Origin of the sequence: Streptomyces sp. NPDC048566 (assembly GCF_043199735.1) — a bacterium.
GTDB lineage: Bacteria > Actinomycetota > Actinomycetes > Streptomycetales > Streptomycetaceae > Streptomyces.
The window spans coordinates 61,815-81,940 of the sequence record NZ_JBICWL010000015.1 but is presented as its reverse complement, the minus strand read 5'-3'; the positions used below and the strand labels follow the sequence as shown (position 1 = coordinate 81,940).

At 73.7% G+C, this 20,126-nt stretch carries 14 protein-coding genes; 1 reads left to right on the top strand and 13 read right to left on the bottom strand.

Translation table 11 applies throughout. From position 1 onward, the window contains the following. Positions 1–132 precede the first annotated feature (132 nt). From tmk to bldG, 8 genes are all read right to left on the bottom strand, one after another. Positions 133–3,495, bottom strand: a complete 3,363-nt coding sequence (gene tmk, locus ACGFS9_RS22210; RefSeq protein ID WP_393255473.1) for a dTMP kinase — start codon at positions 3,493–3,495, stop codon at positions 133–135. Between the two features lie 183 nt (positions 3,496–3,678). Beyond that, entirely contained in the window at positions 3,679–6,489 is a 2,811-nt protein-coding gene (topA, locus tag ACGFS9_RS22205; RefSeq protein ID WP_393255471.1) for a type I DNA topoisomerase, read from the bottom strand. Between the two features lie 271 nt (positions 6,490–6,760). Then, a complete protein-coding gene (locus tag ACGFS9_RS22200; RefSeq protein WP_393255469.1) occupies positions 6,761–6,958 on the bottom strand; it encodes a hypothetical protein in 198 nt (65 codons plus the stop codon). A gap of 559 nt (positions 6,959–7,517) precedes the next feature. Further along, entirely contained in the window at positions 7,518–9,047 is a 1,530-nt protein-coding gene (locus ACGFS9_RS22195; RefSeq protein WP_393255467.1) for a methyltransferase, read from the bottom strand. Positions 9,048–9,420: 373 nt separating this feature from the next. Further along, positions 9,421–10,011 carry a small secreted protein gene (locus ACGFS9_RS22190; protein ID WP_393255465.1) on the bottom strand — a complete coding sequence of 197 codons (591 nt, stop codon included), beginning with the start codon at positions 10,009–10,011 and terminating at the stop codon, positions 9,421–9,423. Positions 10,012–10,239: 228 nt separating this feature from the next. Beyond that, positions 10,240–12,648 carry a sodium-translocating pyrophosphatase gene (locus ACGFS9_RS22185; RefSeq protein ID WP_393255464.1) on the bottom strand — a complete coding sequence of 803 codons (2,409 nt, stop codon included), beginning with the start codon at positions 12,646–12,648 and terminating at the stop codon, positions 10,240–10,242. A gap of 704 nt (positions 12,649–13,352) precedes the next feature. Beyond that, positions 13,353–13,790 carry an ATP-binding protein gene (locus tag ACGFS9_RS22180; RefSeq protein WP_393255462.1) on the bottom strand — a complete coding sequence of 146 codons (438 nt, stop codon included), beginning with the start codon at positions 13,788–13,790 and terminating at the stop codon, positions 13,353–13,355. A gap of 98 nt (positions 13,791–13,888) precedes the next feature. Further along, positions 13,889–14,242 (bottom strand): anti-sigma factor antagonist BldG, encoded by a 354-nt coding sequence (bldG, locus tag ACGFS9_RS22175; RefSeq protein ID WP_037625427.1) that lies wholly within the window; start codon positions 14,240–14,242, stop codon positions 13,889–13,891. 80 nt (positions 14,243–14,322) lie between these two features. Here bldG and ACGFS9_RS22170 point away from each other — a divergent pair, with 80 nt between their 5' ends. Then, the gene (locus tag ACGFS9_RS22170; protein ID WP_393255460.1) at positions 14,323–16,776 is read left to right on the top strand and encodes a DEAD/DEAH box helicase; all 2,454 of its coding nucleotides are present in this window, start codon (positions 14,323–14,325) and stop codon (positions 16,774–16,776) included. Positions 16,777–16,929: 153 nt separating this feature from the next. Here ACGFS9_RS22170 and ACGFS9_RS22165 read toward each other — a convergent pair whose 3' ends face one another. From ACGFS9_RS22165 to ACGFS9_RS22145, 5 genes are all read right to left on the bottom strand, one after another. Next, entirely contained in the window at positions 16,930–17,358 is a 429-nt protein-coding gene (locus ACGFS9_RS22165; protein WP_393255459.1) for an Rv3654c family TadE-like protein, read from the bottom strand. Positions 17,359–17,495: 137 nt separating this feature from the next. Continuing rightward, positions 17,496–17,897, bottom strand: coding sequence for a TadE family type IV pilus minor pilin (locus ACGFS9_RS22160; protein ID WP_393255457.1), 402 nt, complete (start codon positions 17,895–17,897; stop codon positions 17,496–17,498). After that, positions 17,884–18,054, bottom strand: coding sequence for a DUF4244 domain-containing protein (locus ACGFS9_RS22155; protein WP_393255455.1), 171 nt, complete (start codon positions 18,052–18,054; stop codon positions 17,884–17,886). The genes ACGFS9_RS22160 and ACGFS9_RS22155 overlap by 14 nt, the downstream gene beginning before the upstream one ends. Positions 18,055–18,311: 257 nt before the next feature. Further along, entirely contained in the window at positions 18,312–19,103 is a 792-nt protein-coding gene (locus ACGFS9_RS22150) for a type II secretion system F family protein (protein ID WP_393255453.1), read from the bottom strand. Then, complete coding sequence (locus ACGFS9_RS22145) at positions 19,100–19,975, bottom strand: type II secretion system F family protein (RefSeq protein WP_393255451.1); 876 nt, start codon at positions 19,973–19,975, stop codon at positions 19,100–19,102. The genes ACGFS9_RS22150 and ACGFS9_RS22145 overlap by 4 nt, the downstream gene beginning before the upstream one ends. Between the last annotated feature and the right edge of the window lie 151 nt (positions 19,976–20,126).

Below are 20,126 nucleotides of genomic sequence, written 5' to 3'. Positions count from 1 at the left end.
GGCCCGCCCCGCGGCGGCCGTTGGCCGACGGCCGCCGCGGACACCACCGGGACGGCACCGGCCGCGGCGAACGCTCCACGTCGTGGACGTCCGCCGCGGCCGGGTCGGTCTCGCGGGCGCTCGGCACCCGTTCTAGCGGCGGCGCCTGCCGCGGCGCTCGTCGCCGTCCTCGTCCTCGCGGGGGCCGAGCAGCTCGTCCGCCAGGGTCGGGAGGTCGTCGAGCGGGGTCTCCTCGGCCCAGTCGGAACGGGGCCGGCGGCGCGGGGCGCCCGTCTCGTCCACCTGCGGCAGCTCACGCGTGCGGTCGACGGAGTCGTCGGGCTCCTGCTCCCGCTCCGGGGCGGCGGGGCGCTCGTCGCGGAAGAAGCCCCGGGGCACGCGGCCCTCGGACGGACCGGACGGCGCCTCGGCGGCCGTGTCCGCTCCCTCGTCCCGCACCGGCGGGAGGACCGCCGTCTCGTCGGCCGCACCCGGGGTGACGGGCGGCAGGACAGCCGTCTCGTCCGCGGCGCGGTCCGGCGCCGGCGGCCTGGGCAGCGTGGCCGTCTCCTCCACGTCGCGCCGCGACCGCGCGCGGGATGCGGCACCGTCCTCGGCACGGCCGCGGTCGCCGCGCGCTCCGGCGCCCTGGTCGGGTGCCACCGCGGGCAGGACGGCAGTCTCGTCGGCGGACCGCGAGGCGGACGGGTCGGGCACGACGGGCGTGGGAACCGTCGTCTCGTTGTCCGGGACGCGGGTCGGCGCGGTCCGCGAGGACGACGGGGCGGTCGTCCCGGAACCGGCCGCGGGCGACCCACCGGGACGCGTCGAACGACCCGCGCCCGTGGATCCGCCGGGATCGCCCGCGCCGCCGCCCGGCACCCCGCTGCCCGCGGCCGTGCCGGACTGCGCGGCGGCGGACGCCGCCGAGGCCGCCGCCGCCTCCGCGGCGAGCTGCCGGGCCCGCTCGGCCCGCAGCAACGCCTCCTCGGCCTTGCGCTGCTTCTCCAGACGGCGCTCCTCGGCCTCGGCCCGCAGCCGCGCCTCCTCCTCGGCCTGCCGGCGCAGCCGCTCCTGCTCGGCGGCGCGTGCCTGCTCCTCGGCGAGCTTGCGGACGCGCTCCTCCTCCGCCTTGCGGCGGGACTCCTCGGCCCGCTGCCGCGCCTCCTCCGCCTGGCGTTCGGCCTCGCGGCGCTGGGCCTCCTCCAGCTCGCGCCGCTTGCGCTCCTCTTCCTCCGCGCGCAGCCGGGCGAGCTGCTCCTGGCGCTCGCGCTCCAGGCGCTCCTCCTCGGCCTTGCGCGCGGCCTCCTCCTCGGCCTTGCGCCGGGCCTCCTCCTCGGCCGCCTTGCGGGCCTCCTCCCGGGCCTTCACCTCGGCCTCGGAGAGGGGCAGCATCATGTCGAGCCGGTGCCGGACCACCGTGGTGACGGCCTCCGGCTCCTGAGCGGCGTCCACGACGAGATAGCGGCCGGGGTCGGCGGCGGCGAGGGTGAGGAAACCGGACCGCACGCGCGTGTGGAACTCCAGCGGCTCCGACTCCAGCCGGTCGGGGGCCTCGGTGAAGCGCTCGCGGGCGGCTTCGGGCGAGACGTCGAGCAGCACCGTCAGGTGCGGCACCAGACCGTTCGTCGCCCAGCGGTTGATCCGGGCGATCTCCGTCGGGGACAGGTCGCGGCCCGCGCCCTGATAGGCCACCGAGGAGTCGATGTAGCGGTCGGAGATGACGACGGCGCCGCGCTCCAGCGCGGGCCGCACGACCGTGTCGACGTGCTCCGCGCGGTCGGCCGCGTACAGCAGCGCCTCGGCACGGTGCGAGAGTCCGGCGGACGAGACGTCGAGGAGGATCGAACGCAGCCGCTTGCCGACGGGGGTGGCACCCGGCTCACGGGTCAGCACCACCTCGTGGCCCTTGCCCCGGATCCAGTCGGCGAGGGCCTGCGCCTGCGTCGACTTGCCCGCCCCGTCGCCGCCCTCCAGGGCGATGAAGAAGCCGTTCGCGGTCGGCAGCTGGTCCGGGTCGTCGCCGCCGCGCAGCGCGTCCAGCAGGTCCTTGCGCAGGGGCACACCGGACCGGTCGTCGACCTTGGCGAGCACCACGGCGGCGACCGGCAGCAGCAGCGCGCCGACCAGCATCAGGGTGAAGGCGGCGCCTCCGTGCGCGAAGACGAACTTGCCGTTCTGCAGGCGGTGCGGGCCGATGGCGGCGGCCACCAGGGGCGCCACGATCGCGCCGGCGGCGACGAAGAGGCGGACGACCGCGTGCAGGTGCTCCGTGGTGCGGGCGCGCCGGGACTCCTCGGTCTCCTGGTCGAGCAGCGCGTGCCCGGTGTTGGCGGCGACGCCCGCGCCGACGCCCGCGAAGGCGACGATCAGCAGCACGGTGGTGCCGTCCGGGACGAGCCCGGCGGCCAGCAGCGCGATGCCGGTGAAGGCGATCGCGAGGGCGAGCAGCCTGCGCCGCGACAGCGAGGGGAGCAGCGCGGGCGCGGTCCGGATGCCGAGGACGACGCCTCCGGTCAGGGCCAGCACCAGCAGTCCGTAGGTGACCGGTCCGCCGCCGAGGTCCTTGGCCTCCAGGACGGCGACCGCGACGGCGGCGGAGACCGCTCCGGCGACGGCCGCGCAGGCGGGCACCAGGAGCGGGATGGCGCCGGTGCGGCCCTTGTCGGCCCCGCCGGCCGCCTTCGGGCGGCGCAGCCCCTCCAGCGGCGAGCGCGGGCGCGGGGTGCGGACGCCGGGCAGTTCGAGGAAGGTGACGACGGACAGGCACGCCGCGAACAGGCCGGCCGCGACGTACGAGGCGAGGGCTGCCTGATGCTGGTCGAACCAGTCGATGCCGGCCCCGAGGAGGTTGCTCACCAGGGAGACGACGACGAGGGTGGCGGCGGCGACGGGCACGGAGACGAACGCCGTGCGCAGCGAGAGGCGGCGCAGCGCGTCCAGGTGGTCCGGCAGCGGCCGTACCGTCGCGCCCTCCAGGGGCGGTGCGGGCAGCAGCGCCGGGGCCGCGCCCTCCCGGCACACCGACCAGAAGCGCTCGGCGACGCCGGCCACGAAGGTGATGACGAGGAGGACGGCGAGGGCGTTGTCCGGGGTCCAGTCGATCCACATCGGCGCGACGATGAGGAGCGCGGCCCGCAGACCGTCCGCCGAGAGCATCGTCCAGCGCCGGTCCAGGAGGCCGTCCGGCGAGGTCAGGGTCGTCAGCGGTCCGAGGAGGACGGCGCCGAACAGCAGCGTCGCGAGGACGCGCGCCCCGAAGACGGCCGCCACGGCGAAGGCCGCTCCGCGGTAGCCACCGCCGAAGGAGCCCTCGGAGATCGCCGCCTGGAGGGCCAGGACGACGAGGACGAGCAGGGCGAGCACGTCCGCGGCACCTCCCACGAGGTGCGCGCTCCACAACCGCTTCAACTGCGGTTGCCGCAAGAGCGCGCGGACCGCGCGCTCGCGTGAATCCGCGACCAGGGCGTCGTCGGGGGCCGGATTGTGGGCCGTTGAGTGCTCGGCTCGCGTCATCCCGCAAGCCTATCCGGACCCGCTGACTCCCCGGAGGGGTGCCCGAACATACGGACGCCCCCGCACCTCTCGGTACGGGGGCGGGCCCCGCCAGGACCGGGAAGGAAGGCCCTGCGGGGGCGGCGGCACCACGGAACGTTCACGACTCCCGCACCTTCGGGGTCGCAGCGGCCCGAGGCCGGCTCAGCCCTCGGAGGCCGCCGTCTTCTTCGCGGCCGTCTTCTTGGCGGGAGCCTTCTTCGCGGCCGTCTTGGCCGTCGTCTTCTTCGCCGCGGCCTTCTTCGCCGGGGCCTTCTTGGCGGCCGTCTTCTTGGCCGGGGCCTTCTTCGCCGTCTTCTTGGCGGGACCCTTGGCACGCTTCTCGGCGAGCAGCTCGTAGCCGCGCTCCGGAGTGATGTCCTCGACGCTGTCGCCGGACCGCAGGGTGGCGTTGGTCTCGCCGTCGGTCACGTACGGGCCGAACCGGCCGTCCTTGACGACCACGGGCTTCTGGCTGACCGGGTCCTCCCCCAGCTCCTTCAGCGGCGGCTTGGCCGCGGCGCGGCCCCGCTGCTTGGGCTGGGAGTAGATCTCCAGGGCCTCTTCCAGCGTGATGGTGAAGAGCTGCTCCTCGGCCGTGAGCGACCGCGAGTCCGTGCCCTTCTTCAGGTACGGGCCGTAGCGGCCGTTCTGCGCGGTGATCTCGACGCCTTCGGCGTCCGTGCCGACGACGCGCGGCAGGGACATCAGCTTGAGGGCGTCCTCCAGCGTCACCGTGTCCAGCGCCATCGACTTGAACAGCGAGGCGGTCCGCGGCTTCACCGCGTTCTTGCCGGTCTTCGGGGTGCCCTCGGGGAGCACCTCGGTGACGTAGGGGCCGTAGCGGCCGTCCTTGGCGATGATCTGGTGGCCCGTCGTCGGGTCCGCGCCCAGCTCGAAGTCACCGCTGGGCTTGGCCAGCAGTTCCTCGGCGAGTTCGACGGTCAGCTCGTCCGGTGCGAGGTCCTCGGGGACGTCGGCACGCTGGTGGTTCTCCGCGTCCTTCTCGCCCCGCTCGACGTAGGGGCCGTAGCGGCCGACCCGCAGCTTGATGTCGTTGCCGACGGGGAAGGACGACACCTCGCGGGCGTCGATGGCGCCCAGGTCGGTGACGAGCTCCTTGAGGCCGCCCAGGTGGTCGCCGTCGCCGTTGCCGGCCTCGGCCGCGCCGCTCGCGTCGCCCTCGCCGAAGTAGAAGCGCTTCAGCCACGGCACCGCCTGCGCCTCGCCCCGCGCGATGCGGTCGAGGTCGTCCTCCATCTTGGCGGTGAAGTCGTAGTCGACGAGGCGCCCGAAGTGCTTCTCCAGGAGGTTGACCACGGCGAAGGACAGGAAGGACGGCACCAGGGCCGTGCCCTTCTTGAAGACGTACCCGCGGTCGAGGATCGTGCCGATGATCGACGCGTACGTCGACGGGCGGCCGATCTCGCGCTCTTCGAGTTCCTTGACCAGCGACGCCTCGGTGTAGCGGGCCGGCGGCTTGGTGGCGTGGCCGTCGACCGTGATCTCCTCGGCGGACAGCGGGTCGCCCTCGGCCACCTGCGGGAGCCGGCGCTCGCGGTCGTCGAGCTCGGCGTTCGGGTCGTCCGCGCCCTCGACGTACGCCTTCAGGAAGCCGTGGAAGGTGATCGTCTTGCCGGACGCGCTGAACTCGGCGTCCCTGCCGTCGGCGGACGTGCCCGCGATCTTCACGGTGACCGAGTTGCCGACCGCGTCCTTCATCTGCGAGGCGACCGTGCGCTTCCAGATCAGCTCGTACAGCTTGAACTGGTCCCCGGTCAGACCCGTCTCGGCCGGGGTGCGGAAACGATCACCCGAGGGGCGGATCGCCTCGTGCGCCTCCTGCGCGTTCTTGACCTTCCCGGCGTACGTGCGCGGCTGGGCGGGCAGGTAGTCGGCCCCGTACAGCTGGGTGACCTGGGCGCGGGCGGCGGCGACCGCCGTGTCCGACAGCGTCGTGGAGTCCGTACGCATATAGGTGATGAAGCCGTTCTCGTACAGCTTCTGCGCCACCTGCATGGTCGCCTTCGCACCGAAGCCGAGCTTGCGCGAGGCCTCCTGCTGCATGGTCGTCGTACGGAACGGCGCGTAGGGCGACCGCCGGTACGGCTTGGACTCGACCGAGCGGACCCCGAAGTCCGTGTCCGCCAGGGCGGCGGCGAGCGCGCGGGCGCCGGTCTCGTCGAGGTGGAGGGTGTTCGCGCCCTTGATCCGGCCGAGCGAGTCGAAGTCGCGGCCCTGGGCGACGCGCTTTCCGTCGACCGCGGTCAGCCTGGCGACCAGGCTGGACGGGTCGCTGGCGTCGCCCGCCCGGCCGGTGCCGAAGGTGCCGGTCAGGTCCCAGTACTCGGCGGAGCGGAAGGCGATGCGCTCGCGCTCCCGCTCGACGACGAGCCGGGTCGCCACGGACTGCACCCGGCCGGCCGACAGGCGCGGCATGACCTTCTTCCACAGGACGGGCGAGACCTCGTAGCCGTAGAGCCGGTCGAGGATGCGGCGCGTCTCCTGGGCGTCGACCATGCGCTTGTTGAGCTCGCGCGGGTTGGCGACGGCGCTGCGGATCGCGTCCTTGGTGATCTCGTGGAAGACCATCCGGTGGACGGGGACCTTGGGCTTCAGGACCTCCAGGAGGTGCCACGCGATGGCTTCGCCCTCGCGGTCCTCATCGGTGGCGAGGAAGAGTTCGTCGGAGTCCTTGAGCAGGTCCTTGAGCTTCTTGACCTGGGCCTTCTTGTCGGCGTTGACCACGTAGATCGGCTGGAAGTCGTGTTCGACGTCCACGCCGAGGCGGCGGACCTCGCCGGTGTACTTCTCGGGCACCTCCGCGGCGCCGTTGGGGAGGTCGCGGATGTGCCCGACGCTCGCTTCGACGACATAGCCGGGGCCGAGATAGCCCTTGATCGTCTTCGCCTTGGCAGGCGACTCGACGATGACGAGTCGGCGGCCGCCGTGTGCGGTGTCGCTGGTCGGGGACAACTTCGCTCTTCTCTCCGGTCGACGCGGTGCTCCCCGGGTGCTCGGCTCCCGAGGGGTCGGGTCATGCTGACGCTGCGGAGTGTGACGGTACATCCCGCCCCCGTGTCAAACGGGAAAAGCCCGCAACGGCCACTCGAACGGTAACCCGACTACCGCCATTCCTGCCGCCCGGAGTGCCGACCACCTCTTTCCGGCCGATCCGGAGCGTCACCTCTCAGTTACCGCCGCGGCACCCCGCGCGCGCGGTGCCCTCCGCGCGGGAGACGCGTTCTCACCAGCGGGTGAAGCACCACATTCCGGCCGCGAGGGCCGCCGTCCCGGCGAGCGTGGCGACGGCGGCCGATGCGACACGGTTCACACCGTGGGCGACCGGCTCGCCGCGCCGCAGCCGGATCGCCGTCCAGGCCAGCAGCCCGCCACCGAACAGGGCGAACACCACCCCCGTGAAGATCGCCGGTCCGTCTTCCATGGATCTGTCCCTCCGCCCCGGGTCCCGGACTCGGGAGGCTGGCACGCGACGGCGGCGCGGGGGCGAACCCCCGGTGAACGCGGGGCGTCCCCCGGTCGTCCCGGCCCGCGGACCCGCCCGTCCGGCCCATCCCCGTCCGACGGGACGCGACGCCACCGCACCCCGGTGAACGGCCCCGGCGTCCGCCCGCAGGCCGAACGCCCGGTCGGGCGCGCCGCCCGACCGGGGGGACGGTGGCCGACGGCAGGTGGCGCCGCGTCGACCGAGGGGCCCGGAGCCGCGGGGCGCACCCGGCCCGCGGCCGGAAAAGGTTGGCCGGTTCCGCGTCCCGCACCCGCGGCACGTCCCCGGCGCCCGCCCGTACCGCCCCGGGACGGGTGGGCGGTGCGGAACCGGCGGAGGGCCCCCTGGTGCCGTGACGGGACAACTCGCGGCCCCAGGGCGCGGCGCATCGCACGGCGGAGCGTCGCCGCGTACGGGATGCACCCGGGTGACGCGCCAACGCGGCGAGGTGCCGCGCCGGGCGCCGCGAGCCGGTGGAGCCCTGCCGGCCAGGACACTAGCGGGCCGGCTCCAGGAATCCCTGCTCCACCAGGAGACGGATCTGTGCGGGCGTCCGGTCGCGCAGCAACACCGGGTCCTCGCCGACCAGTTGTGCGATGGCGTCGAGAATGCGGCCGGCGCTCAGCGTGCCGTCGCAGACACCGGCGAAACCCGCGCCGACCGTGTCCACCTTGGTGGCTCTGCGCATGCCGCGGTGCTGGCGCAGCACCACGTGCTCGGGGTCCTCGGCCCCCGGGAGGCCGACCTGTTCCTGCACGACCTCCGTCACCAGTCTGAAGTGGGCGGCGAGCAGGCCGGCGTCGTCGTGCGCCCGCAGATAGTCCACCCGGTCGAAGTGGGCGCGCACGGTCTCGCCGAGCGGCTGCTCCACCGGGTGCGGCCATTCCTCGACCGTGATCGACGGCTCGGCCGCGGACGTCCTGCGCAGGGTGATCCAGCCGAAGCCGACCGCCTTCACCTTGCGTGCCTCGAACTCGTCGAGCCACGCGTCGTAGCGCGTCTGGTACTCCGTCGGGTCGGAGCGGTGGTCGCCGGCGTCCCGCAGCCACAACTCCGCGTACTGCGTGACGTCCTGGACCTCGCGCTGCACGATCCACGCGTCGCAGCCGCGCGGCACCCAGGAGCGCAGCCGGTCCTGCCAGTCCTCGCCCTCCACGTGCTGCCAGTTGGCCAGGAACTGGGCGTACCCCCCTTCGTTCAGCCGGTCCCCCGCCTCCTGGACGAGCGTGCGGCACAGGTCGTCCCCGGCCATGCCGCCGTCGCGGTAGGTCAGGCGGGCGCCGGGCGAGATGACGAAGGGCGGGTTCGAGACGATGAGGTCGTACCGCTCGTCGGCGCGGACGGGATCGAAGAGGGAGCCCTCGCGCAGGTCGGCGGCCGGGGCTCCGGAGAGGGCGAGCGTCAGCGCCGTGACGTGCAGCGCCCGCGGGTTCAGGTCGGTCGCCGTCACGCGGGTGGCGTGCTGCGCGGCGTGCAGGGCCTGGATGCCGGAACCGGTGCCGAGGTCCAGCGCGGCCTCCACCGGGGTGCGGACGGTGATGCCGGCGAGTGTCGTGGAGGCGCCGCCCACGCCGAGGACGACCTCTTCCTCCCTGCTGCCGATGCCGCCGGCCCCGCCGACGGCGCACCCGAGGTCCGACACGATGAACCAGTCCTGCCCGTCCGGCCCGCCGTAAGGGCGGATGTCGGCGGTCGCGGCGACCTCGCCCTCGCCGGCCCGGGTGAGCCAGCCGGCTTCCAGGGCCTCCTCGACGGGCAGCACGTCCGCCACGCGCCCCCGGGGAACGGGCTGCTGGAGCAGGAACAGCCGGACGAGTGTCTCCAGCGGTGTGTCGCCCCGGGTCGCCCGGAGGGCGGGCACCGTCTCACTGCGCGCCAGCGCGGCGTAGGCGGGCGCGCCGAGCAGGTCGAGGAGTCCGTCGGCGGTGAAGGAGGCGTCGAGCAGGGCGCTCCGGAGCCGGGCGGCGACGTCGGTACGGTCGGACGAGGGCAAGGGTGACAGGCTGCTGTGACTCACGCCTCCCATTGTGTCCGCTGTCGTCCGCGGGCACCCACACCTGTGGACAACGCCCCGCCTCGGCCTGTGGACAACCGGGTGGGCCGCACGGCCGCCGCCCGCCCGACCGCGGTCCGAGCTGCCACGGGGCGAGGCCGTACGGCGACGGGCCCCGCGACGACGGCACGCCGGGAGCGCTGTGCTCCCGGCGTGCCGGTGGTGCGGCGGGCCGCGGCGCGGACCCCGCCTCGATCCAGGGGGTGCCGTGCCGTGGGGGGGCGAACGGCGGGCAGGGGGTGGGGCGGACGGGGCCTCCCGGGCCCCGGGGCATCCGGGCCGGCTGCCGGAGCAGGTCACGGACGCGGGCGCCGCTCGCGGTCGCGGGGGTCGCGCCGCGGGCCGGTCACCCCTTGGTGGCCGCCGGGGACGCCGAGGCGGACTTGCAGCTCTCCTGCTGGGACATCGCCTTGCCCACGTCGCCCTCCTCCAGCTTCTTGAGCGCGTCGTTCCCGCTCTGGCTCAGCTTGTCGAGCCGGGTCGCGACGTCCTTGAGCCCGTCGGCGAACTTGGCCTGGTCCTTCGTGTCGAGCTTGTCGACCTGCTTCTTCAGGTCGGCGTAGGACGCGGAGATGCCCTTGAGCTCCTTGACCGCGTTCGTCTGCTTTGCCTTGCCGTCCTCGACGTCCGGCGGCCCCGCGTTGTCGACGGCCGCGCCGATCGCCTGGTAGGCGTCGGACATGTCCTGGAAGGCTTTCGCGTCCGTCTTCCGGACGTCGTCCGGCGTGCTGTTGTCCGAGGTCTGCTTCTGGATCGCGGCGTTCGCGTCCTCGATCTTCTGCGCCTGGGGCTTCACCGCGTCGCAGACCTGCTTGGCCCAGGAGTCCAGCTTGTCGTTGCCGTCGTCGCTGCTGCATCCCGACAGCGCGAGCACCAGTACCGCACCGCCGGACAGTGCGGCCGCGAGCTTCTTGTTCACCGGTTTGGTCCCTTCCATGGCTCTCGGCCCCGGAACATACACGCCAAGTGGGCGACACCGGCATGACGAATGTCCGCTAAGAGCCTTATTGAAGCCATTTGCACCAAGCGAGAGAAGGCTCACGGCCGCGAAGTGAACACACGCAGGGCGGGCGTACGACACGTCAAGGCGCGTCCTACGCCCGCCCGTTGGCGCTCCCCGCAACCGGGCTTCAGGCCCCCGCCGCGTCGGGGACGCCTCCGCCCGCTACGAAACCGCCGCCGGATCGGCCGACTTGGCGACCCCGTCGGCGTCGTCCTCCTCGTCTCCCATGGCGATCCCGCGCCGCTTGGACGCGTAGACCGATCCCGCGATCACGAGGAAGGCGAGGACCGCGATGAACACCCGTACGCCGACGCTCTTGTCGTCGCCGAACGAGAACTTGACGATCGCCGGGGCGATCAGCAGGGACACCAGGTTCATGACCTTCAGCAGCGGGTTGATCGCCGGGCCCGCCGTGTCCTTGAAGGGGTCGCCCACCGTGTCGCCGATCACCGTGGCGGCGTGCGCCTCGCTTCCCTTGCCGCCGTGGTTGCCGTCCTCGACCAGTTTCTTGGCGTTGTCCCAGGCGCCTCCGGAGTTGGCGAGGAACACCGCCATGAGCGTGCCGGTGCCGATCGCGCCGGCCAGGAAGGAGCCGAGCGCGCCGACACCGAGCGTGAAGCCGATGACGATCGGCGTGAGCACCGCGAGCAGCCCCGGAGTGGCCAGCTCGCGCAGCGCGTCCTTGGTGCAGATGTCGACCACGCGCCCGTACTCGGGCTTCTCGCTGTAATCCATGATCCCGGGATGTTCGCGGAACTGGCGCCGCACCTCGTAGACCACCGCTCCGGCGGACCGTGACACCGCGTTGATCGCCAGCCCCGAGAAGAGGAAGACGACCGCGGCACCCGCGATGAGACCCACCAGGTTGTTGGGCTGCGAGATGTCCATCATCAGGTTCATGGGCGCGCCCGCCCCGGACACCTTCTCGCCGACGTCGCCCGCCGCCGTGGTGATCGCGTCGCGGTAGGAGCCGAAGAGGGCGGAGGCCGCGAGGACGGCGGTGGCGATGGCGATGCCCTTGGTGATCGCCTTCGTCGTGTTGCCGACGGCGTCCAGGTCGGTGAGCACCTGCGCGCCCGCCCCCTCGACGTCGCCGGACATCTCGGCGATGCCCTGCGCGTTGTCGGAGACCGGCCCGAAGGTGTCCATCGCGACGATGACGCCGACGGTGGTCAGCAGTCCGGTCCCGGCGAGCGCGACCGCGAACAGGGCCAGCATGATCGACGTACCGCCGAGCAGGAACGCCCCGTACACGCCGAGGCCGATCAACAGGGCGGTGTAGACCGCCGATTCGAGACCGATGGAGATGCCGGCGAGGACGACGGTGGCCGCGCCGGTCAGGGAACTCTTGCCGATGTCCCGCACCGGGCGGCGGCTGGTCTCCGTGAAGTACCCCGTCAACTGCTGGATCAGCGCGGCCAGCACGATGCCGATGGCGACGGCGACGACCGCGAGGACGCGCGGATCACCGTCCTTGGCCCTGATCGCCGCGTCCGTCACACCGTCCAGGTCGCCGTACGAACCGGGAAGGTACGTGTAGACCGCCAGGACGACCAGAACCAGCGAGATCACCGCGGAGATGAAGAACCCGCGGTTGATCGCGGACATGCCACTGCGGTCCGATCTGCGGGGCGCCACAGCGAAGATGCCGATCATCGCGGTGACGACGCCGATCGCTGGCACGATCAGGGGGAACGCGAGCCCCGAGTCGCCGAACGCCACCTTGCCGAGGATCAGCGCGGCGACGAGCGTGACGGCGTACGACTCGAAGAGGTCGGCGGCCATGCCGGCGCAGTCGCCGACGTTGTCGCCCACGTTGTCGGCGATGGTCGCGGCATTGCGGGGGTCGTCCTCCGGAATGCCCTGCTCGACCTTGCCGACCAGGTCGGCGCCGACATCGGCGGCCTTGGTGAAGATGCCTCCGCCGACACGCATGAACATGGCGATCAGGGCCGCGCCGAGACCGAAGCCCTCCAGGACCTTCGGCGCGTCGGCCGCGTACACCAGCACCACGCAGGAGGCGCCCAGCAGACCGAGCCCCACCGTGAACATGCCGACGACACCACCGGTGCGAAAAGCGATCTTCATGGCCTTGTGCGAGACCGCGGTGAGATCCTTTTCGGGCTCACCCTCCGCCGGGGTCGCTTCCCGCGCGGCGGCGGCCACGCGGACATTGCTCCGAACGGCGAGCCACATGCCGATATAACCGGTGGTCGCCGAGAACGCCGCGCCGATCAAGAAGAAGATCGACCGTCCGGCGCGCTGATTCCAGTCGTCCGCGGGAAGCAGCATGAGAAGGAAGAACACCACGGCGGCGAATACGCCGAGCGTGCGCATCTGGCGTCCCAGGTAGGCGTTCGCGCCTTCCTGGATGGCCGTCGCGATCTTCTTCATGCTGTCGGTGCCCTCGCCTGCCGCGAGAACCTGGCGGACCAGGATTCCCGCGACCACGAGCGCCGCCAGGGCGACGGCGGCGACGACGACCACGATGAGGCGGTTGTCGTCCGTCAGGACCGCGGCTGCGAGGGTCGTGGGGTGGTCAACGTGCTGAGGGGTAGAAAGCCCCGCCATTCGTCCTCCTTGACGCTTGGGCTGAGCTCAAGATGTGGACGGATTCTAGGTACCGGAACCTGATCAAAACAGTGCGCGGTAAGCGGAATTAGTCTTCACATACTCTTCAGCAAATGATCGCCGAGCGCCACAGGACCCGAATGCAGTAATGCCCCTGACCCGTGCGGCGTGCGCTCCCCCCATCACGGCCCCGTTCGTGAAGGAATTCACGCACCACGGCGCCCCGCAGGCCACCGGCGACCGGCGACCGGCGACCGGCGACCGGCGACCGGCGACCGGCATAGGTATCGGCATCGGCGCGCCGGCTCTCCCCCCGGAGACGCGAGCCCGCGACGGAGGGCCGGAGTGGGGCGTACGGCCGGCGCGGGACGGACGGAGGCGGGGCGGGCAGGGACCGGCGGGGACGGACGGAGGCGAGGCAGACAAACGCCGGACGGGGAGCGGACACGGAGGCAGGGCGGACAGGCGCCGGGCGGGGCGGACCGGGGGCGAGCCCGGGACGGGTCGTGGACCGCTCGGGCGCGTCGCCGCGTGCCCGGGGACGTGGGGAGTGCTCGCGACGGCGGGAAGTCGGCGAGGGGGCGCACGGTGGCAGGCGCCCCGGGAACACGGGGGCGGGCGCGCGGCCGGGGCGCGGGAAGCCCCGACATGCCGAAGGGCCCCACCGAGTAGGGCCCTTCGAAGCAGGAGAAGAGAGGCGGTCGTCAGGTGAGAGCCGCGGCCGGCGGCGTGGTGGGCCACCTCATCCTGATGAGTCCGCCGTGCTCTCCGGCGACGACTTCGACATCGTCCACGAGGCCGCTGATGACCGCGAGGCCCATCTCGTCCTCCTCGGCCTCCGCGTCGGGACCGCCGGAGGCGGCGTCGGACGCCGCTCCGCCGGGCACCGAACCGGGCGCCTCGTCGCCGACCTCGATGGAGAACTGCTTCTCCTCCTCGATCAGCGACACGTGCACCGGCGCCGCGATACCGCTGCTCTGGTGCAGCCCGACGGCGCGGGAGCAGGCCTCGCCGACAGCGAGCCTGACCTCGTCGAGGACGGCCTCGTCCACTCCGGCCCTGCGCGCCACCGCTGCCGCCACCAGTCGGGCGGTCCTGACGTGCTCGGGCAGCGCGCTGAAGCGGAGTTCAACGGTGGCCATGCATCCCCCTCCGAACTACGGGCGTGCTGTCAGGAGGCCGGGCGGCAGGCCCGGCCTCCCCCTTCTCGAACCCGGGCCGGGGCCCGGGAGACCGGTCGTCAGTCGGTCGCGTTGACCGCCTCGTCCACCGAGGTGTGAATCGGGAACACCTTGGTGAGACCGGTAATACGGAAGATCTTCAGAATGCGCTCCTGGTTGCAGACCAGGCGCAGCGAGCCCTCATGGGCACGGACGCGCTTCAGGCCGCCGACCAGCACGCCGAGACCGGTGGAGTCGAGGAAGTCCACGCCCTCCATGTCGACGACAAGGTGGAAACTGCCGTCGTTCACCAGCTCGACCAGCTGCTCGCGCAGCTTGGGCGCGGTATATACATCGATTTCGCCGCCGACCTCGACGACCGTACGGTCGCCGTTGGGGCCGGACACATTGCGAGTCGACAGGGACAGGTCCACGGATCCTCCAGCACCTTGCTATCGAGCGGTCGCCCCATGGGACACCTCGGCAGAGCCCCCGGGACGGTTCGCCAGCCGCGATGGCATTCAATCACTTACCGGCAGGCGTGCACGACGCCTTGGGTCCATTGTCCGTCACGCCAGTGACACACTCGATGCCGATGGCCAAGAATCACCGATCCGATCGATCCCCGACGGACACCGCTTCCCGCCCCTCGCCGAGCACGGTTCTGGACCGGCTCGCCTCGGGGCCGAGCCGGGCTTCGCGCATCACTCATACGGAGCACTTGCCCCCGCGAGCGGGTCGGCATGCCGTCTGGCCGGACCGGATCCGTCCGGAGGTCGTCGCCGCGGTGCGGGCCGCGGGTATCGAGCACCCGTGGGCCCACCAGGCACAGGCCGCGGAGCACGCCCTGGACGGCGAGTCGGTGATCGTCTCCACCGGCACCGCCTCCGGCAAGTCCCTGGCCTATCTCGTGCCCGTCCTCAGCGCCCTCCTGGACGGCTCGCAGGCCCCCAACGGCCGGGGGGCCACCGCCCTGTACCTCGCCCCCACCAAGGCTCTCGCCGCGGACCAGCGGCGCTCGGTGAAGGAGCTCTCCGAACCGCTGGGGCACGCGATCCGCCCGGCCGTGTACGACGGGGACACCCCCTTCGAGGAGCGCGAATGGGTGCGCCAGTACGCGAACTACGTCCTGACCAACCCCGACATGCTGCACCGCGGGATACTGCCCTCCCACCCCCGCTGGTCCTCGTTCCTGCGCTCCCTGCGCTACGTCGTCGTCGACGAGTGCCACACCTACCGCGGCGTCTTCGGCTCCCACGTCGCCCAGGTGCTGCGCCGCCTGCGCCGTCTGTGCGCCCGCTACGGCGCCTCCCCGGTCTTCCTGCTGGCCTCCGCGACGGCCGCGGAGCCCTCCGTCGCGGCCCGCCGGCTGACCGGCCTTCCCGTCGTCGAGGTGGCCGACGACGCCTCCCCTCGCGGTGAACTGGTGTTCGCCCTCTGGGAGCCCCCTCTCACCGAACTGCACGGCGAGAAAGGTGCACCCGTCCGGCGTACCGCCACCGCCGAGACGGCCGATCTCCTCACCGACCTCACCGTCCAGGGCCTGCGCTCCATCGCCTTCGTACGGTCCCGGCGCGGCGCCGAACTGATCTCGGTGATCGCCCAGGAACGCCTCGCCGAGGTCGACCGCTCGCTCGCCCGGCGCGTCGCGGCCTACCGGGGCGGCTACCTGCCCGAGGAACGCCGGGCCCTGGAGCGTGCGCTGCACTCCGGCGAACTCCTCGGCCTCGCCGCCACCACCGCGCTCGAACTCGGCGTCGACATCTCCGGCCTCGACGCCGTCGTCATCGCCGGCTACCCCGGCACCCGCGCCTCGCTCTGGCAGCAGGCGGGGCGCGCGGGGCGCTCCGGGCAGGGCGCACTCGCCGTCCTCGTCGCCCGCGACGACCCGCTGGACACCTTCCTCGTCCACCATCCCGAGGCGCTGTTCGACCAGCCGGTCGAATCCACCGTGCTCGACCCCGACAACCCCTACGTCCTCGCCCCGCACCTGTGCGCCGCCGCGGCCGAGATGCCCCTCACCGACGCCGACCTCGACCTGTTCGGCCCCGCCGGCGCCGCCCTGCTGCCCCAGTTGGAGGCCGCCAAGCTGCTTCGCCGCCGGGCCACGGCCTGGCACTGGACGCGCCGCGAACGGGCCGCCGACCTGACCGACATCCGCGGCGAGGGCGGTACCCCGGTGCAGGTCGTGGAGGCGGGCACCGGGCGGCTGCTGGGCACGGTGGACGCCGGCGCCGCGCACACGGCGGTCCACGAGGGGGCCGTCCACCTGCACCAGGGCCGCACCTACCTGGTGCGCAAGCTGGACCTGGCGGACTCCGTCGCCCTGGTGGAGGAGGCGAGTCCCCCGTATTCGACGGTCGCCCGCGACACCACGTCCATCGCCGTCCTGGACACCGACGTGGAGGTCCCCTGGGGGGAGGGCCGCCTCTGCCACGGCTCCGTCGAGGTCACCAACCAGGTCGTCTCCTTCCTCCGCCGGCGGGTCGTCACCGGTGAGGTGCTCGGCGAGACGAAGCTCGACCTCCCGCCGAGGACGCTCCGCACACGCGCCGTGTGGTGGACGGTCACCGAGGACCAGCTGGACGCGGCACGGATCGGTCCGGAGATCCTCGGAGGCGCGCTGCACGCCGCCGAGCACGCGTCGATCGGCATGCTGCCGCTCTTCGCGACCTGCGACCGCTGGGACATCGGCGGCGTCTCCGTGCCCCTCCACCCCGACACGCTGCTGCCCACCGTCTTCGTCTACGACGGCCACCCGGGCGGTGCCGGATTCGCCGAGCGCGCCTTCCACACGGCCCGCTCCTGGCTCACCGCCACCCGCCAGGCCATCGCCTCCTGCGAGTGCGAGGCGGGCTGCCCGTCCTGCATCCAGTCCCCCAAGTGCGGCAACGGCAACGACCCGCTGCACAAGCGCGGAGCCGTACGGCTCCTCACAGAACTTCTGCGGACTGCTCCGGACGGGTGAAGCGGCCCGGTCCGCGACGGCGTGCGCCTCACACCCGGAGTCCGGCACACCCCGGCTCCCGCACGCCCGGGGTCCCGCGCACCCGGGGCCCGCGCACCCGGGGCTCCTCGCACCCCGGGCCCCGCCGGCCTCGCCGCCGGCCCGCACCGCCAATCACCGGAGGCCCGGTCCTCCGGCCGGACCGGCACCGGCCGGCACCGCTCCCGCCGGTGGTGCCGTCCCGCCCGCCGCGGGCCCGGCCGCCGGGTCGGCCGGGGGCAGCGGGGCCTGCGGCGTCCCCTCCGGCGGTACCACCGCCGTCTCCGCGGGCCCCGCCCGCGCTCTGGCCTCCGCTCCGAACGGGCCGGCCCCCGACGCCACCGTCACCTCCGAGACATCGCCGTCGACCGCGCAGCGGACGAGCCGCGCCTGCTGCGCACCGGCCACCCTGCCCGCACGGGCGCAGGCCGCCGCACCGCCCTCGCTCCAGTGGTCCGCGGCGGCGAGCGCGGCCAGATCGGCCGCCCCCGCCGCGCGGTGACGCACCACGGCCGCATGGCCCATGGCCAGCACCACGCCGAACACCACGCAGAGTGCGGCCATCGCGCCCACCGTCCACACCGTCGCCGACCCCCGGTCACCGGACGTCCCGCCGTGCGCCTGCGCGGAACTCCGGCCCCGGATCCGCCCCACCCGGCCGCTGGCCCACCCCAGACCCGGTCCTGCCCGCGCACCCGCCCTCACCCGCTCACCCCCACCGTCTCCTCCGCCAGTGCCACCGCGGCGTCGCTCACCTCGACGGACAGCGCCGCGGGTCCGGGCGTCCGCGCGCCGACCGTCACCCTGACCAGCCCCTCCCGTCGGCTCACCGTGACCCTCGCCCCGTCCGGAGCCGTCCGGCGAGCGGCCGCCACCACGGCCTCCGGGGAGTCCTGGCGCGCCGCCGCCCGGGCGCCCGCCCGCGCCGCGTCCACGCACCGGATCTGCGCGGACGCGGCCAGCAGGGCCCAGACCAGAGCCATCCCGACAAGGACGAGCGAGGGCAGGACCACCGCCGCCTCCGCGGTCACGAACCCGCCGTCGCGCGCGGCCCCGGTCGTCCCCGGCAGGGCGACGGGACGCCTCCGTTCACGTCTGGCCATGGAGTGCCCGCCCGACGATGCCCTGCAGTTCCTCGGTGACCTGCCCGCTCGTCACCACCTTGTAGAGCACCGCGGCGAAGGCGACCGCCGCGATGACACCGACCGCGTACTCGGAGGTGACCATTCCCGCGTCCCTCCGCACCCGGCGCGCGAGCATCCGCGCCCGTGTCCACGCCCGTCCTCGCCCGAGAAACCCTGCCGTCCCGCGCATCGCAAACCCCCGTGAGGTCGAACCGTCGTTTCCGTCGTCCACGTCTTTGCCGTCCATGTCGCTGTGCCTCCGGCTCATGTCACTTCGTCCGCTTCTCCGTTGCCGTGGTCACCGTGCCCGCCCGACACCGGGCGCCCCGGTCGTGTCCTGGCCGCGGCCCGCTCCGTCCGGCGGTCCCCGTGCCGCCGCCGTCCAGCGGCCCGTCATCCCGCGCCCCCCTTCAGGAGCCCGCCGGCCAGCCCGATCACCACGGGCAGCACGCCGATCGCGAGGAAGGCGGGCAGAAAGCACAGGCCGACGGGCGCCGTGACCATGACGGCCGCCCGACGCGCCCGCGCGGTCGCCGCGCGGCCCCACTCGGCTCGCGCCTCCGCGGCGATCCTTCCGACCGGGACGGCCGCCGGGGCACCCGAGTCGCCCGCCCGTTCCAGCAGCCTCGCGAGCCCCCGGGCTCCGGGGAGCGACGCCAGCGTCCGCCACGCGCGGTCCGGTTCACCGCCGAGCCGCACCTCGGCCGCCCCACACGCCAGCCGCTCGCCCACGGGACCGCCCAGGGCCTCACCGACGGCCTGCGCCGCGGCGACCGGACCGGCTCCCGCCGCGATGCAGGCAGCCACCAGATCCGCTGCCAGCGGCAGTTGGCGGACGGCGAGATCCCCGTCGTACGCCTCGGCGGGGTCCGTCCCCGCCCGCGTCCGCTTCCGGCGCCACCACTGGAGCGCGAACCCGGCCGCGACACCCGCCACCGCCCCGGCCGCACCGCCGACGAGTACCCAACCCGCCGCGCCCGCCCCCAGCACCGGCAACCACCGCCGCCCCGGGCCGCCGACGGCGAGACGCCGCCTCGGCGTAGGCGCCTCCACCGCCAGCAGCACGGCCAACCGCCCGCGCATCCTCCTCGCACGTCGGGCGGACCCGGCCCACCGGGCCCACCACCCGATCAGGAGCAGCACACACACCAACACCCCCAGCCTGTGGAAGACTTCTCCGCTCACGCCGCCTCCGCCCCTCGCACGATCCGCAGCGCCCACCACAGGCCCACGCTCTCCAGCACCCCGCCGACCAGCAGGCAGCCGAGCCCCGGGCCCGTGTGCAGCAGCACCTCCAGCGGGTGCGCGCCGAGTGCCGTACCGAGCAGGAGACCGAGAACCGGCAGGCCGGCGAGCATGGACGCCGTGGACCGCGAGCCCGCCAACTGGGCGCGCAAGTCCGCTCTTTGATCGCGCTCGGCGCGCAACGCCCCCTCCAGCCGGTCCAGGCCGGCCGCGAGACCCGCGCCGCGGTCCACCGCGACGCTCCAGCACGCCGCGAGCCCGAGCAGACCGTCGGCGCCGGGCTCGCGTGCGGCCTCGGCGAGCGCCGCCGGCACGTCCCCGCCGAAGCGGGCCGCCGCCAGCACCACGGACTGCCCGTCACCCAGGCCGTCCGAATCACACGCTGCCGCGCACAGCGCCTCTCCCGGCTGCCGCCCGGCCCGCACCTCACCGGCGAGAGCACCGCACAGGGCGATCACCGCGTCACCGCGTCGCTCCCGGTCCCGGCGCGCGGCGGCCGCCCGCCCGACCTTCCCGAGCAACGGCACTCCGGCGGCTCCCAGGAGCAGCGGCAGCACCGAGGAACCGATCAGCGCGACCAGCAACCCCGCTGCAAGGGACCAGAGTTCGGGTCGCGCACGGGCCCGCAGAGATGTCCACCCAGCGGCGATCCGCTCGCGGGAGGGCGGACCGGCCCTCACCTCGGCGCCGTCCGCGAGGAGCAAACGGGCCCTGCGCAGCCCCGTGCCGCCCCCGCACATCATCCAGGCCGCGAAACCGGCGCACGCCACAGCCGCACCCACACCCGCATCCGCCGCGTCACCGACCGCCATGCCACACCCCGTTCCCGTCGTTCGCCTCGTTCGCGTCGTCGTCGACCTGCCCGTCGGTCCGGTCGGCCGCCCGGGCGGTCCACTCCGGTCCACCGTGGTCGTCCGCGCCGGGCGTCCGACCCGCGCCCCGCCCGGCGCCCGCGGGGATGCC

Excerpts from the sequence above, each read along its gene's own strand:
- tmk (WP_393255473.1), bottom strand. The coding sequence starts at position 3,495 with ATGACGCGAGCCGAGCACTCAACGGCCCACAATCCGGCCCCCGACGAC.
- ACGFS9_RS22200 (WP_393255469.1), bottom strand. The coding sequence starts at position 6,958 with ATGGAAGACGGACCGGCGATCTTCACGGGGGTGGTGTTCGCCCTGTTC.
- ACGFS9_RS22195 (WP_393255467.1), bottom strand. The coding sequence starts at position 9,047 with ATGGGAGGCGTGAGTCACAGCAGCCTGTCACCCTTGCCCTCGTCCGAC.
- ACGFS9_RS22190 (WP_393255465.1), bottom strand. The coding sequence starts at position 10,011 with ATGGAAGGGACCAAACCGGTGAACAAGAAGCTCGCGGCCGCACTGTCC.
- ACGFS9_RS22185 (WP_393255464.1), bottom strand. The coding sequence starts at position 12,648 with ATGGCGGGGCTTTCTACCCCTCAGCACGTTGACCACCCCACGACCCTC.
- ACGFS9_RS22180 (WP_393255462.1), bottom strand. The coding sequence starts at position 13,790 with ATGGCCACCGTTGAACTCCGCTTCAGCGCGCTGCCCGAGCACGTCAGG.
- ACGFS9_RS22170 (WP_393255460.1), top strand. The coding sequence starts at position 14,323 with ATGGCATTCAATCACTTACCGGCAGGCGTGCACGACGCCTTGGGTCCA.
- ACGFS9_RS22165 (WP_393255459.1), bottom strand. The coding sequence starts at position 17,358 with ATGGCCGCACTCTGCGTGGTGTTCGGCGTGGTGCTGGCCATGGGCCAT.
- ACGFS9_RS22160 (WP_393255457.1), bottom strand. The coding sequence starts at position 17,897 with ATGGCCAGACGTGAACGGAGGCGTCCCGTCGCCCTGCCGGGGACGACC.
- ACGFS9_RS22155 (WP_393255455.1), bottom strand. The coding sequence starts at position 18,054 with ATGCTCGCGCGCCGGGTGCGGAGGGACGCGGGAATGGTCACCTCCGAG.
- ACGFS9_RS22145 (WP_393255451.1), bottom strand. The coding sequence starts at position 19,975 with ATGGCGGTCGGTGACGCGGCGGATGCGGGTGTGGGTGCGGCTGTGGCG.